Below are 14015 nucleotides of genomic sequence, written 5' to 3' on the forward strand. Positions count from 1 at the left end.
GCGAGCATCGCGCCCGAGCAGTAGCTCGGCGGCAATATCGAGTTCCGTGCTGGTGAATTCGATCACGTAACTGAACGGCTGACTCAGGCACTCCTCGCCCTGAAAGGCCAGCACCTCCAGCGGCACATCGACATTGCGCACATCGAGTTTATGGCGGCTGTGGTCGAAAAAAGGGGTGGGCGTGGGCATCGGCTACATCCTGGCGTAAACACTTCAGCGGGCCGGTGGAGCGTGCAGATACATGCTCCCTACAGGACGCTTAAAGTTTCATGCCAAGGGGGTAAAAGGATGTAGGGGCTTTCCTATTGTTTGGAAAGACTTGAGGGGTTTTATCAAAAGCCGGTTGAATCACGTTAAAAGGCTCGCAAGCGTCACGCGGAACAGAAAGGGGCCTTAGTGGCCTGATCTCTAAGAGATGGGGGGATTACCGGTGCCGTTTCTGGGCTGCACGGTCGAAGCCTTCTTCATCGACAACCGTGAAAAGGCTTTGAGCCGCCGCCGATGGCGACGGCTCGACATCATTGAATCCCCGTAGCTTCGACTAGTGACGTCACATCGAGTACAACGCCATTGGGCAGGCTGCCCGCCGGCTCATTGGTAACAACGGACTCAGCAATCGTAGAAATAGCCAGGTCTGCAGCCGCCACGGCGGCAGTCGCTGTGGCATTGGAGGCCGCCGCCGCGGCTGCGGTTTCAGCACTCAGCTCTGCAACAACGGCCGTCGCCGCGGCGTTATTGGCAGCAACAATAGCGGCCTTGCTGGGTGCAGCCCGACCACGAGGCGCAACACTGTCAGCAATATGTGCAGCGTCTTTTGCACTATTGGCAGCCGTGAGCGCGGTGGTCGCAGCGGTTACTTCAGCCGCTTTAGCGGCCGCAGCCGCTTTGGCGGCTGAAGCCGCAGCCACGAGTGCGCTATTCAAGTTATTTTCAGTGATTGCCTTGCCTCGAAACCCGACATACAGCCCTTTGCTGGACATTGTTTTATCGGTTGCGCCTGTGTAATTAACCCCCAACTTGGCCAAGATTATTTTCTCCACTTCCGGGGGCAACTTAATCGACGCGCCTGCGTGGCCACCGCTATAAATATTGTAAGCCACATCATAAGAATACATGTGCATCGGGATATAGAGTTTGACATCCTTTTCACCCTCCCTGAGCACCTCAACATCGGCGGCGCAGGTCGTTGAATGAATACTCTGCAGCACTTCAGAAATACTGATATCCGGCAATGAATAGACCTTGCCATTGGAAAGATCAAGCCTGACCCCGTACTTCGTCGCATACCTTGCATCCAGGCCACCAAGATCGTTGTTTTCCAATTCAACATCAAAGCTCGCCACAGACTCTCTAATGAATGTCGTATCTGCCGTATCGCTGACGACTCTAGCCGCCTTGATCCTGTCCTCACTCAGCCCCGTCAGCTTTGTTGCCGAGCACACCTGCTCAAAATTACTGCCTTTCTTGGCCATAAACAAACTGTAGGGATGGCCCTCATTACTGGAGGGTATAAACACGTTGGGGATCTGTAATTCGTCTCTGACAAACGATTCATAGGTATGCTGGCAGCCACTTACAAAAACAATGCCCACTAACAGTACTGGCTTTATTGTTTTCATCGAGCAATCCCCAACCGCAATTGGTTTGGTGAGGTGATGCAGGGTTAAATAACCCCGCATTTAAAACAGTATGACGCCCAGCGCATCGCTGCAAAATCGCCTGCTGAAAATGCATCACGGCATCGAAAAAATAATAGTCCACAACGGGCTGCCCTGCTCATCCAGGCAGGTTTTTGAGTTGCTCCTCTTCAGGCCTCCCCACGTGCCAGGCGATGGACAGTCCAAGCGTGCCCTACCCATGCGCCCGCGATAGAAATCTTCACGTTCGATAATGCGACGCCGTTAACTTCAAATAGTCTGCCCGAACTTGAGGGAAGCACGTTGGCGCAAGGCCGTTATCGCCTCACGCACAGCGGTTGCATCTGTCAGGGTTGATAAACACAGGGCCTCACCATAGGCGCGGTAGCCAGGGTTATCATCACACAAGGCAACCTCCCCCAAGGGCGGGTAATGGGTCTTGGCCCATACGTGGCTGTACCAATTATGTTGCCCTTCTCGAGGGGTATCACACAGAAAGAAAAAAATGCGCAACTCACTGCGACTGTGTTCTACCGAGTGCTCGGGTTCATTGTCCTCACCATTCCCGGTATCGCTTCGCACCCAGACATCAATTAACAGATCACCGGTGTGGTGGTGATGAAAAGAGTCTTCCTGACCATTATCACGAAGCCACAGCACTGATAGATCGTTGAACGGCAAAAATCGTTGGCCTGCGCTATGACTGGCCTCAAGCGCTTCCAGGCGACGTGGCAGCTTATTTCGGAAGAATTGGTAATAGTAATCTGCGCCCAGTTCCTTTTGAATAAATCCCAACAGCTCCAACATCCGCTGCTGATAATCGCCTAACAGGCGATAGGCTTTTCGCACATCCAACAGTGCCTCATCAATAGCGCCCAGGGGGGTACTCAAGATATAAAACTCCATTGTTTTTTTTGAAAAGTGGCATGCGCGATACCCGGCGCACGCAACTGAGAGAGCGGCTTGTGGATCGCGCGAAGTTCTGAAAAAGGCGTACTGACTGCTGCATTAAAATCATACACGGGGAATGGTTCTGGCCGAATGGAGACGGGCTTGAGTTGGCCTAGCCAGCAACTGGCCTGGGTGCGAAGGCCATGCCATTCAAACGTTGAGGCGATATCGTCCAACAACCGTTTTAACCCGGGCGCGCTGTCTTTACTGACCTCACCCACAGTGGCCTCTAATGCTTGATAGAGGTTGTACCAACTTCGGCACACCAGCTCGTAATCCAGGCTGGTACGATCCAGTTTCTGATCAATTTCGCCCCTGAGCCGTACAGCTGTTTCTTGCGAATAGTCCACCAGGCCACCGACGGTGAGCAGCAGAACATTATCCCCAATATATTCACACTCCCAGCCGGCCTTGAGTTCATTGGCTAACTGCGCGGCGTACTGCTGCTGGCTGTCGTCATAACGTTTGGCTTCAACCAGCACAGTGCGCTCACTTCCATACAACACCACATCAGGCTCAATACGCTTTTCGCCAAGCGTCCATGATGGCCAAAACTCTATCGAACTCAGGCTTCCGACAGGCTCTTGCACCCCCAACAGGTAGTCAAAAAATGTGGCGCACACCGACTCTGGAAGGTAAGCAATGCGTTCAAACACCGTGGCGGTGAGTAAATCCTCAGCACCCTGCGCACTCCCCAGAATGAGCGGCTTACCGGCTACGCCACTTCCTCGGCGCTTTCCATTCAATACGGCAGCAAGCATGCAATCTCCTATTATTGGTTAAACGCGCAGCGTTAGCGCCTCGGGCGAACAGTGTGAGACTTGGCCCCTCAACCACCCAGGTCACGACCCTACGCCCTCTGCCGGGTATCCACACAAGCGCTTTTCCATCGGTTGATAGACCAGGCCGGCGAACTCGCTCACGTCACCTGCCAGGACAAAGCCGTAGCGTTCATAGGCCGGCACCGAAGACAGCGAAGTGCCCCCCACTCTACGCGCCGTGCCCGAACTTGATTACTACGACCGCCGCTCGGTATCGCTCCCGGTGCACATCACCCCGCTGGCGGACTGGAACATCATAATGGCCAAACAGGGGCTAATCATGCCGCTGGCGTTCCGAATAAGGGACGCGATTTCGTCGTTATTCGGCGTAAAGCGCATCGGCGGGTTCTCTGGCACCGCGCGCAAAACGGTAGCGGTGGGCGAATATCTGGATTTGCGCCGGCCTTCTCCCGGCCTCATGACCAAGGCCTGGCCCCTTCAGCGCATCACCTCGTCCAGTGCCTTAAAACCCAACGCGCGTTGGGTAAAGTCGAAACCGTCAGGTTGCTCAAGGCCCCTCAATACGCCAGAGATCTGCGCATAGGCCGTTCGAAACAGCGCGCTGCCCAGGCTGATCCGTCGCACCTTTGCCACCCTGAGCTGCTCCAGGGTCATGCCGGCCACCGGCAGCACATTGAGGGGTTTGGTCAGGGCGTCTTGCACCGCTCGAACATCCGCTATCGACTTCAGGCCCGGGGCGAACAGGCAATCCGCCCCGGCCGCTTCAAAGGCCGTCAGGCGCGCAATCACTTCGCTGAGCGAGTACTCATGCGCGCCCAGCAGGTAATCGGTTCTGGCGGTGACGATAAAATCACGGTCCAGGCTGTGTGCCGCTTCGCATGCGGCGCGCACTCGTTCACAGGCCTCTTCCCGGGCAAAGAACAGCGGGCCGGAAGGGTCTGCATAACTGCAGATATCTTCGATTGAGCCACCGGCACAGCCGATGTTCACGGCACGCCTGAAGGTGGCCTCAATGCCTGCCAGGTTGTCGGCCAAACCATTTTCCAGGTCTGCGCTGACCGGCACCTGCACGGCCTGGACGATACGCTCGATCGCCGTAAACCGCTGTTCGTTGGCCATGTGCGGCGATGAATCACGATACCCCTGGGCGTAACCAATGCCGGCACTGGTGGTGCCCACGCTGCTATAGCCCAAACTTTCAATCAACCGGGCGCTGCCCTCACACCACGCGTTGGGCATGACAAAAAGCGGCTCGGCGGCATGTAACGCGTTGAATCGTTGGCTGGTACTCATCACGCTTCCTCCTCAATAAAACCAAGGCCATTTCAACTCAGCCCGAATGCATATCGGCCACCAACAGCACGCCGAAGCCTACGAGTAAACCGCCAAATACCCGGTCAATCCAGTGCCGCGCGGCCATTAGTTTATCCCGCACTTTGGCGGTTGAGAAAAACAGGGCGACAACGCTGAACCACACAACATGCGCACCCGCGATAAACAGCCCGTATGCCCGTTGCACGCTCGGTGCCGTATCGGGCTGCACCACCCCCATAAACAGGCTGACGATAAAGATCGAGGTTTTAGGGTTCAACGCGTTGGTCAGAAACCCCGTGCGCAGTGCTGCCCAGTCCGACAGGGCCGGCGGTGAAACCCCCGGCTGTTGCACGATCGCCCTGGCGCGCAGCATGTTGATGCCCAGGTAAACCAGGTACGCCGCCCCGGCCAGCTTCAACGCGCCGAATAGCCAGGGCGTTTGTTGCAGTACCAGCCCTAACCCCAACAGGGTGTAGCCCACATGAACCAACACGCCCAGGCCGATGCCCACAGCGGTCAACACGCCTGCCCGACGCGACAGCAGTAAGCCGTTACGGGACACCATGGCGAAATCCGGCCCTGGACTGATGCACGCCAGGAGTGTAATGGTGATTACGACTAGCCATTCGTTCATGCTGCGCCTTTTCAAGTGTCGATTGGATGGCACGATAATCAATCATTCAAGGCGCGAGGACTAACGATGAATGCTAACGACAAGGGTGATTCTGAATCACCTTTTTATGACACTCGCCTACCCTCTTTACTTGCCTTGCGGTGCTTCGAATCTGCGGCACGGCTGGAGAGCTTCGCCCGTGCGGCAGCCGAACTGCACCTCACACCGGGCGCCATTAGCCGCGCCGTGCGCTTGCTGGAAGAGGACCTGGGTGTTGAGCTGTTTGAGCGACGCAGCCGCAGGGTGTACCTGACCGAGCCCGGCAAGCACCTGGCAAAAGCCGTCAGTGAAGGGTTTGGGGGGATGAGCCAGGCCATTCGTGCGTTACGCGCTGACGCCCGGCGCGCGCGTCAGCGTGTACTGTCATGTGAGCCCACACTGCTGATGCGCTGGTTGATCCCGCGCTGGGGCGACTTCAAAGCCCACCATCAAGGGCTGGACATTCACTTAGTGGCCGGTGGCGGCCCGTTTTCATTCGACCAGGGGATCGACCTGGCCATTCGGCGGGACGACTTCCCGCGCCCGGCGCATTACCACGCCGAACCGCTGTTCAACGAAAAAGTCGGCCCGGTGTGCCGGCCCGACAAGGTTGAACAATGGTTTGACGAACAGCGCACAGGGCTGCGCGCCTGCGCCCCGCAGTTGCACACCACCAGCCGGCCAACGGCCTGGCAGGAATGGGCGCACGCCAAAGGGCTGCCCACCCCGACCGGGCAGGCGCAAGCGTTCGAGCACTTCTACTTCAGCATCCAGGCGGCTGTCGCAGGCCTCGGTGTGGCGATCGGGCCGTGGCACCTGGTTCGCGATGATATCCAGAGCGGGGTGCTGGCCGCGCCCTTGGGGTTTGTTGAGGACGGCTCCCGCTACTGCCTGATCGCGCCCACGGCCCCCAAGCCTGGCAGCCTGGAAATGGATTTATTGCACTGGCTGCAGGCCGTGAACTGAAGCGTGCGGCCCCCGGTCACCCCGAAAAAAAACGAGCCGAGCGGCACGGTTCAAGCGCGCTGCAAGCCTGATCGTCAAGGATCTCAGCACTGGCCAGGCGGCCGACAATGGCGGCCAATGTCACCCCAGGGTGCATGGCGCACACGTAGACACCGGTGACGCGCGGCAGGTAACCAATGATGGGGAGCCTGTCGGCGGGGATGGGCCGCAGGCCGACGCACGCCATGTCCGGCTCAAGCGTTGCCACCCCACGGAGTTCACGGCGAATGGCACTGGCGGTTCTCAGGGCGATGGCCGCAGGCTGGTTTTCCGGGGCGTCGTCCACGTAATCTTCAGCCGCCAGCAACGTTCCGGGCGCACCGTGCCGCACTTCCATGTCGGGGCTGGAGATCAGCGTACGCACCAGGTCCGGTGTTGCCGTGTAGCGAATGAAAATGGCGGGCGAAGCCTCGATGGGCAAACTCACACCCAGCAACGCGGTCAGCGAGGTGATGCCGGTTCCGGCAGCCAGCACGACCACATCGGCCGGGATCATGCCCGTGGCGGTCTCGATGCCGATCACCTGGGCGTCCCGGGTGGTAAAGCCCAGCACCCGGGTCTGCGTGAGTACCTGCGCGCCCTTCGCCACGGCACCGGCCACTAAGGCATGCGTCACGGCGACAGCGTCCAGCGCCCCTTCTTCGGCCACATACACCGCCTGGCGAGGCGGATGGTTGAGGTTCGGTTCAAGGTCAAGAATCTGCGACCGGGAAACCCGGTTCCCCGCGGCCATGTCTGCCGCAGCGTGCGGGGCTTCGTGCGGCGTCGTGCCATACGACAAAGCCCCTGCCCAGCGAATATTCAGGCCGGGCAATTGCGTTTCGAGTTGGCGGTACGCCTGCAGGGCCGCACCGCGCAAGGCCGCGATGGCGTCAGGCCCACGGTGCGAGGTGTTGAGCCAGGCGAACGACGTGCTCGTGACCCCCGAGGCGATATCACCCGCCTCAACCAACGTCACCGTCGCGCCTTTATCGGCCAGTTGATACGCCAGCGACGCCCCTACAATGCCCGCCCCAACAACCATCACCCGCTTGCCCAGACCCTGCCCCATATCACGCTCCCTTCTGTCGAACGGACAAGGGTACGACAGATAGCCCACATTTCGTATGCGTCTATCACCGGGTGCCTGAGCAGCCTGGATGCTCTGGAATGAGGATGCTCGCACCTTTGATAACGATCGGCACGCCCGGGTACACATTGAACGGTTCACTGGGCTGGCCATTGACGCTAACGCCTTTGACCTGGGAGCGGGTGTTGCCGGTGGCGATAAACCGGGCACCGCCAACCTCACAGGTGACCTGAACGTGTGCCGTTTGTTGAGACGGCAGGTGACGCACCAACGCGCTGAAGGCGAGGTTCACCGCCACCTTACCGACAACGGTCGGTTGCTGCGGGGCCAGCGGGTTCAGGACCGGTGTGACGTCGAGCCGATAAACCTGCTCCTGCTCCACGCGCTCAAGGGGTTTGACGATGATGGTTTTGCTTTGGCCGGGGCCCAGCATCAGTTTGAACGGGTAAGCAAATAACCGGGGCTGACTGACCAGCGTGATGGGCTCAAGGCGCTCATCGGCCAGTTCAACCCCAGGGTTGAGCAGGCGCGAGAGCGCAATCGACACGTACTCGTCGCGCTCGCCGTTGTTGGTGACGTCAACCGTGATGGGCGTGCTCCCGACACGCGCCACCTGGGGCTGAACATCAATCAGCGCGAACGCAGGCAGGGCCAGCGCAAGGCAACTCAGGGCGCTAAAAAAACGCGGAAAAAGGTATTTCATGGCAGCCCTCAAGGGTCGGTGATCACAGGTTCAAAGGTCAGCGACAACACGCCGCTGTAGGTACCCGCCGTTTCCTTGAAATTGCCCTCCGGTGGGTACGCCGACACCGTCAGGTTGTAGTAACCCGTCGTGTCTTGGTCGGGAGCGGGTCCAGGAGGGTTTTCAAACGCTGTCCCCTGCCCCACGGAAAGGGTTTTGGGCGCGCTGCCTTCTGCCGCAAGGTCCACTTTCGGTTGCTGGAACACTTGCGCTGCAGTGTCGTTATTGCGAATGCTCAAGGGCTCATCCAGGCGCACTCGGAACACCCCGGAGCTTGAGACAACCCGTAGGCGGGCCCGCACGTCGTAGGGGGTGTTCCAGCCACCCAACTGGGTCATTGCCAGACCTTGATCGAACCATCCGCCCTTGTCATCGGTCACCAGCAGTTTATGGCTGGGCCTCACAAAAGCACTGACATAGCTCTGAAGTTTGCCATGGAGAATAATGTCTGCCATCGCCAGGGACGGCAGTGCGGCCAAGCCCCACAGCAGGGCCACCCGTGCAGTTTTGTTCATGAACTACTCCTGTTGAAAACGAGCGGGCCTGTGGGCGGCCCGCTGGTAAATGACCACGCCGTAACCCACGCTGACCGACAGCGGTGCCGACTGCCCCTCTGCCCCGCGGCCTTGAACAATCACACGCTGCCTGGGCCGAAAGGTCACGCGCCAGACCTGGTTGCGGGTCGGCATGGACAATACTTTCAGGTTCATCCGGTATTTTTGCCCCGGTGCCAGCACCAACCTGGAGGGGGTTATCAGCAAGGTCGGGCGAGCCACTTCGCTGATCGCCATTGAGCGCTCGCTGATCGCACCGGGGTTGAGCACAAGGGTTTGCTCCACGTCCAGATACAAAGGCGTGTCGCCGATATTGTGGGCATACAGCTCGCCTTGAGGCTCATCCGGTGCAAATCGCAACTCCACACTCGACAGTTTCAGCACGCCGCTGGCCATGCTCTGCAGCGGCCACGCCAGCAGCCCTGCCACGATAATCATCAAGCCATGGTTCATCCGTTTAATCTCCCTTCAGGCGCTGTACGCACCTAAGGCTTGGCCACCACCGTAAAGGTCAGCACATCGCTGTAAGCCCCATCTTTGGCTTTTTTATCCGCAAAGGCGGTGAAGGTGGGAACAAAGCAGGTACGCCCCGTTGTACTGAGGGAGAACACCCGATTCTGAGGGTTGGGTAATACAACCGTGTCCGTGTTGTTGGCGAGCGATACGGTGTACGGCACGGTGTGCGTACTGTCCTCCAGGCTTCTGAGCCTGTAACTGCCACTTGTGGACAGGCCATTTGTGTTCGTCGCATTAATGATGAACTTTTGGTAGGCAACATGATTCGCCCAGGCGTAGTTGAAGCACAGTTGCTCCTGGGTCGAGGTAAAGGTTTTCACCGTTTCTTCGCCCCTGGACAACTCGCCCAGGTTCCAGTCCGGTGCGGTCAGGGTCAAAACCGTGTCCATAGGGGGCGGCGGCAATTCCGGGTTGATCACGATCTGGCACTTACCGTTCTTGGTGGCCGGGGACAGATAGGCCACTCCGGCGACTTCCCCCACGTCATCGCCCGCGGTGAAGTTACCGGCTCGCACGGCCAGGGCCGGCCAATCCTCAATGGAGATGTTATAAATGCTGAAGGTGACGGTGGCAGTGAACGGGGCCGTTTGCCTCCAACTGGTATTTTCAAGCGTCGTGCCGTGATACATCGTGTAACCCGCCCCGAAGTAAACGGCTTGAAAGCGCGTGCCATCGAGCTTTACATCATTGCTCACGCGAGTACTGCTCGAGAGCCGGCCATACCGGTCATAGGCGTAGAGCAGAATGCCCCGCGATTGCCAGGGGTACTTGCCGGAATGCCCTGCGCTTTGCTTGAAGTCGATACTCAGTTGCAGGCTGCTGGTGCCGTTGCCGTTATCCCGATAACTGCAGTTGCTGTAGCCGGTACTGAGGTCGCTGTAATCCAGAACAAAACCGGCCGCATTGACGGCAAACCCCATGCCGATGAAGAACAGCCCGCAATGAAGTGTGCGCAGGCTCCCGCGCAGCCTGTGCCGGCTCATGACCGCGGGCCCGGTTGCGGGCAACATGGGGTGAGCCTTCATTACAAACACTCCAGCGTCTGTGGCTGTTCATCGCGCATGAACTGCAGACGCTTACCGGCAAAGTGCTGGGGGGTGCCAGGGAACAGGGCCAGCTGGGTTCTTTTCTGCGAAGTTCCCTGCACAGCAACGTCCGAGAGCACCACGCGAACACTGCCGGTGTTCTCCAGCGTTATCCCCCCGGCCTCACAGCGATGCGTCAAGCCCGAGGTCTGCTTTGCGGGCGGCGGCATGTGCCGGATCAGTACGCCGTAACCGACAGACACCGACATCGGCGCGGTGATTTTGCTCTCGGGGGCATCGTCTACCTGCATGGCCCGCACGGGCAGGATGTACAGGCGGTACAGCGCTTCAGTGGCCGGTTCAGCCAGTGACTTGAGGTTGATGGCACGACTCTGGCCCGCGCCTAGCGTGAGTTTGTCCGGGCTGGCAAGCATGCCCGGGCGGTCGAGTTGATTAAGCGCCAGTTTGATCTCGGGTTCGATGCCCGGGTTCGTCACTTTCTGCAGGTTAATCGCCAGGTACAGCGGCGCATCACCGATGTTCTTCACATTCACCACGTACTCGTGGTTGTTGAAAACCTTAAGGGTGGCCGGCATGACCATCAACTCGCCCTCCGCCTGGGCCAGGCTTGAGCCGAGCGCGATTGCGCTCAGCCACATCGTAGTACGCAGGTTCATGACAGGGTTCTCATCGGGTATTCGGTTATTGACACAAGTAATGGCTGGGCTTGAGGGGCCGCGTCAGGTCGCAGGTGTATCGACGCCCCGCCCGCTCCACCGTCAGGTGCTTAAGCACCGCCTTGCTGGTGATCGAAAACAGGCCGTTCGGGTAAGCGTCATCGCCGGTCTCGATAATCTGGCCTGCCACGGGCTGGCCGTTGGCGTCCTGCAAAATGCCGCTGTAGACCATGTTGATGTCCACTTTGGCCTTGGCGCTGTACACCTGCCCCGGGTGAGCCCGCACAATGTTCGCGGGCACTTCAATGTTCATGTCCATGTTCTCGCTGTCACTCATCACACGGGCAAACGGCACATCGCCATACTGATTCAGAGGAACCGCATACGTCCCGCCGCCCGCCACGGGCTGACCCTCGACACGAAAGCCATACAGGCTTCCCGCAAGCTCGGGGGTTTGCAGCAGCATGGCGCTGCCATCATTGCTGTAGCGACCCAAGGCGATGCCGTCGGCGCTCGCCGCCACCATGCCGCGATAGTTAAAGTCGACGTTATTGGCGTAATCACTGTGGCCAACGTTAAGCGAGGCATCGCCTCGGGTACCCGAGCGGCTGCCATAAGCATTGACGCTGTTTTTGCCGTCACTGCGGTTGACGGTGACACCAGCCGACGACGAGCCATAGCTGTCTTCGAAGTCCTGGCGATAGTCGCCGGTCAATTGCGTTTTACCGCCGTACTGGGCGGCGCGCACGCTTGCTTGCGACGCATCCAGCGTCCAGGAAACGTTAACGTAAAAGGTGTAATCACCCTCGCCAGGCATAAAGCCACCCTTTTGCACGCCTGCGGAAATCGACGACCACAATCCGTTTGGCCGATAGTTCCAGCGCACTTCGGCCTGCTGGCGCTCACTGCGACTGAAGTGCTGATAGTTGTAAGCCAGCGTGACCCCCGCGATGTTCTTGCTGTACGAAAGGCTCGTGCTGGGGGCCCCGTAATAAAAGCGCGAGACACGGGTATTTTCATAGCGGCTGAGCATAAGGCTGCCCAACACCGGGTCATTCAGGTTCAGGTTCACATAGCCACCTGTGCCGTCCTCACCACTGAGTACACCCAGCGTCGGCGTAATGCTCACGGTACCGGCCGTGGTAGGCCGGGAAACGTTGACCTCCGAGGCCCACGCCGAGCGGTCACTGGACACTGCGGCGGCGTTCAAATAGAGCTGGCTCAAGTTGCGGCTCAAGGCAGCCTCAACCAGTTGCCCGCCCTGTTCCATGTCCTCACCGACCGTCATGCGCCAACTGTTGGCCGCCTCGCCGGTAAAGTTCAGGTTGTTGATGTCGCGGGTTTCCTGGTTCACCACACTCCCGTTGCGGTCCACCAGGCGAACTTCAATGGGGTAATACCCCCCAGGCAAGTCCATAAAACTGATTTCATTTCGCCCCAGAATGGCGGGACGCTTGAGAATCAGCCGACCGTTTCGATAAAACTCATAGTTACCTTCGGCCGTGGAAAACAGCACCAACGACCCTGCATCGCGACGGGCACGCAGATACCCCTGGCTACCGACCGTCATAAAGTGGTCAAAACCAGGTGACAACACCGTACTGACCGAGCCTGACCCGTAGTCGATACTGTTTTGCTTGCCGGCTCGCACGTAGGTATCGGCAAAGTTCTTTTGCAGATAAAAGGACGAAATCCCTTGATCGCGGCTGCTTTGCCCCAGGCTGCGAGTACGGTTGGCATACCAGTTCATATGGCCAAAACTGCGCCCAGGTAATCCGAACCAAGTGTTACCACTCAGGTTCATGGCACGATAACTGTCGGAAGAACCTCGAATATCCAGGGACTGATTATTGATCAAGCCCCATGTGGTATCAGGGACGAGATAGTCTTCTCGGGTATTACGAATACTTAATGTACGGCGGGCCTTGTCCAGCGTTACATAATGATCGGCTACCTGCAGGTCACAACCCTCCTTGCAGTGTGCGTGGTCAATGGCCAACAACACGGTCTCGATCGCCTTGCGGTCTTGAGGTGAAAGACCGTCGCCATCAAATGGCGGGGCGTCAAGCATCAGCGCATGATGCGCCGGGGAATAACGAATAAAACCGGGTATTATTTGGCTGTTATAAGTTGATACATAGCGCGCAGTATTATCCATTTCAACCGCACTAAAACCCGCAGGTATTCCATAGGAAATTTTAACGTCAGCGAGCGTTCGGGATGAAACAACTGCAATAAGACAAGCCGCCAGTATCTGCATCTGGAAAGGAATCTTATGCGGGCACATCCTGTTTATCCATTAATGGCAAAGAAGAGCCCCGCAAGGGGCTCTGTCGCTAAAAGCGGATTTAGATGCCTGAAGCAGCCACAGGCTCAAACAGCATGACCAGGTCACCGCTGTAGCTGCCGTTGGTGCTTGGGCCAGAGGCCGATTTAACAGGCGCGGTTGCGGTAATGTTCAAGTTATGAATTTCGTCAAAACCGCCATTACCGGTTGCCGTCTGAGTCACTTTCACCGGTGCGCCGAACACAACGGCACTGTCGCCACTGCCGTGGGTGATTTTGACGCCGGTTGAGGCCATTTCATAAGAACCGTTGGACAAGGTCAGCGGCTGAGCCAACGAAATGTTGAACTCACTGTTTTTGGTCCAGACACGGATAGGCAACGATTTAGAGAACGACTTTTGCGTGTAATCATCGAGCTCCAGCGCTTCGGTCGCGTACCAGGTAGAACCGTCTGGCTTGGACACAAACATGGCATCGTTAATTTGCGCCGTCAGGGTGATTTTTTTCGAAACCGATTGAGCATCTACCGGGGCGGCCTGTGCCAGGCCCGCCAATACAGCACTAAGACCCACGGCAATCAAAGCAACTTTAAAGTTCATTTTTATATCCAGTATCAAGAGAGAACAACCTGCCAACACCTTTCACCTGTTACACACGGTATTGTTGGCAATTCGATTATTAAACAGGCCGTTAAAGTGCCTGCCAAAATCATCGCAACAAAGTCACCCTGCAACAATGAGACGATTCTTAATCTGCCTTCATACGGGGGACTCAATCATGCCCCCCTGCAGGGGCGTTAAAACAG

At 57.8% G+C, this 14015-nt stretch carries 16 protein-coding genes and 1 pseudogene; 2 read left to right on the top strand and 15 right to left on the bottom strand.

Annotated features, from left to right (window positions below; translation table 11 throughout):
* The 5 genes and pseudogenes from Q1W15_RS21445 to Q1W15_RS21465 all read right to left on the bottom strand — a co-directional run.
* A partial coding sequence (locus Q1W15_RS21445; protein WP_300732107.1) for a hypothetical protein occupies nt 1-189 on the bottom strand: 189 nt, incomplete at its 3' end.
* Nucleotides 190-518: 329 nt separating this feature from the next.
* A complete protein-coding gene (locus tag Q1W15_RS21450; RefSeq protein WP_300732110.1) occupies nt 519-1619 on the bottom strand; it encodes a hypothetical protein in 1101 nt (366 codons plus the stop codon).
* Nucleotides 1620-1907: 288 nt separating this feature from the next.
* A complete protein-coding gene (locus Q1W15_RS21455) occupies nt 1908-2528 on the bottom strand; it encodes a hypothetical protein (RefSeq protein ID WP_300732113.1) in 621 nt (206 codons plus the stop codon).
* Nucleotides 2525-3349, bottom strand: a complete 825-nt coding sequence (locus Q1W15_RS21460; RefSeq protein ID WP_300732116.1) for a hypothetical protein — start codon at nt 3347-3349, stop codon at nt 2525-2527. Before Q1W15_RS21460 ends, Q1W15_RS21455 begins: the two co-directional genes overlap by 4 nt.
* A gap of 81 nt (nt 3350-3430) precedes the next feature.
* Nucleotides 3431-3565, bottom strand: a pseudogene (locus Q1W15_RS21465) (GNAT family N-acetyltransferase); the annotation flags it as partial.
* Nucleotides 3566-3587: 22 nt separating this feature from the next.
* Here Q1W15_RS21465 and Q1W15_RS24580 point away from each other — a divergent pair.
* The gene (locus Q1W15_RS24580) at nt 3588-3953 is read left to right on the top strand and encodes a DUF2867 domain-containing protein (protein WP_367280648.1); all 366 of its coding nucleotides are present in this window, start codon (nt 3588-3590) and stop codon (nt 3951-3953) included.
* On the opposite strand, the gene Q1W15_RS21475 is transcribed toward Q1W15_RS24580, so the two are convergent.
* Together Q1W15_RS21475 and Q1W15_RS21480 are read right to left on the bottom strand one after the other, a co-directional pair.
* Nucleotides 3848-4663, bottom strand: a complete 816-nt coding sequence (locus tag Q1W15_RS21475; RefSeq protein WP_300732118.1) for an isocitrate lyase/phosphoenolpyruvate mutase family protein — start codon at nt 4661-4663, stop codon at nt 3848-3850. The genes Q1W15_RS24580 and Q1W15_RS21475 overlap by 106 nt on opposite strands.
* 37 nt (nt 4664-4700) lie before the next feature.
* Nucleotides 4701-5318, bottom strand: a complete 618-nt coding sequence (locus tag Q1W15_RS21480) for a LysE family transporter (RefSeq protein ID WP_300732122.1) — start codon at nt 5316-5318, stop codon at nt 4701-4703.
* A gap of 66 nt (nt 5319-5384) precedes the next feature.
* On the opposite strand from Q1W15_RS21480, the gene Q1W15_RS21485 reads away from it, so the two are divergent.
* Nucleotides 5385-6302, top strand: a complete 918-nt coding sequence (locus Q1W15_RS21485) for a LysR family transcriptional regulator (protein WP_300732124.1) — start codon at nt 5385-5387, stop codon at nt 6300-6302.
* Between the two features lie 16 nt (nt 6303-6318).
* Here Q1W15_RS21485 and Q1W15_RS21490 read toward each other — a convergent pair whose 3' ends face one another.
* The 8 genes from Q1W15_RS21490 to Q1W15_RS21525 all read right to left on the bottom strand — a co-directional run bounded on the left by Q1W15_RS21490 (nt 6319) and on the right by Q1W15_RS21525 (nt 13809).
* Complete coding sequence (locus Q1W15_RS21490) at nt 6319-7392, bottom strand: FAD-binding oxidoreductase (protein ID WP_300732126.1); 1074 nt, start codon at nt 7390-7392, stop codon at nt 6319-6321.
* Nucleotides 7393-7456: 64 nt separating this feature from the next.
* The gene (locus Q1W15_RS21495) at nt 7457-8113 is read right to left on the bottom strand and encodes a hypothetical protein (RefSeq protein WP_300732128.1); all 657 of its coding nucleotides are present in this window, start codon (nt 8111-8113) and stop codon (nt 7457-7459) included.
* A gap of 8 nt (nt 8114-8121) precedes the next feature.
* On the bottom strand, nt 8122-8667 hold the full coding sequence (locus Q1W15_RS21500; protein WP_300732132.1) for a hypothetical protein: 546 nt from the start codon (nt 8665-8667) through the stop codon (nt 8122-8124).
* A gap of 3 nt (nt 8668-8670) precedes the next feature.
* Nucleotides 8671-9159: a hypothetical protein gene (locus Q1W15_RS21505; protein WP_300732135.1), complete on the bottom strand. Its 489-nt coding sequence runs from the start codon at nt 9157-9159 to the stop codon at nt 8671-8673.
* A gap of 32 nt (nt 9160-9191) precedes the next feature.
* Nucleotides 9192-10247 carry a hypothetical protein gene (locus Q1W15_RS21510; RefSeq protein WP_300732137.1) on the bottom strand — a complete coding sequence of 352 codons (1056 nt, stop codon included), beginning with the start codon at nt 10245-10247 and terminating at the stop codon, nt 9192-9194.
* A complete protein-coding gene (locus tag Q1W15_RS21515) occupies nt 10247-10924 on the bottom strand; it encodes a hypothetical protein (RefSeq protein WP_300732140.1) in 678 nt (225 codons plus the stop codon). The genes Q1W15_RS21510 and Q1W15_RS21515 overlap by 1 nt, the downstream gene beginning before the upstream one ends.
* A 25-nt stretch (nt 10925-10949) precedes the next feature.
* Nucleotides 10950-12995 carry a TcfC E-set like domain-containing protein gene (locus Q1W15_RS21520; RefSeq protein WP_300732143.1) on the bottom strand — a complete coding sequence of 682 codons (2046 nt, stop codon included), beginning with the start codon at nt 12993-12995 and terminating at the stop codon, nt 10950-10952.
* 277 nt (nt 12996-13272) lie between these two features.
* Nucleotides 13273-13809 carry a CS1 type fimbrial major subunit gene (locus Q1W15_RS21525; RefSeq protein ID WP_300732146.1) on the bottom strand — a complete coding sequence of 179 codons (537 nt, stop codon included), beginning with the start codon at nt 13807-13809 and terminating at the stop codon, nt 13273-13275.
* Between the last annotated feature and the right edge of the window lie 206 nt (nt 13810-14015).

The sequence above is a fragment of the Pseudomonas sp. genome (assembly GCF_030150285.1).
Lineage (GTDB): Bacteria > Pseudomonadota > Gammaproteobacteria > Pseudomonadales > Pseudomonadaceae > Aquipseudomonas.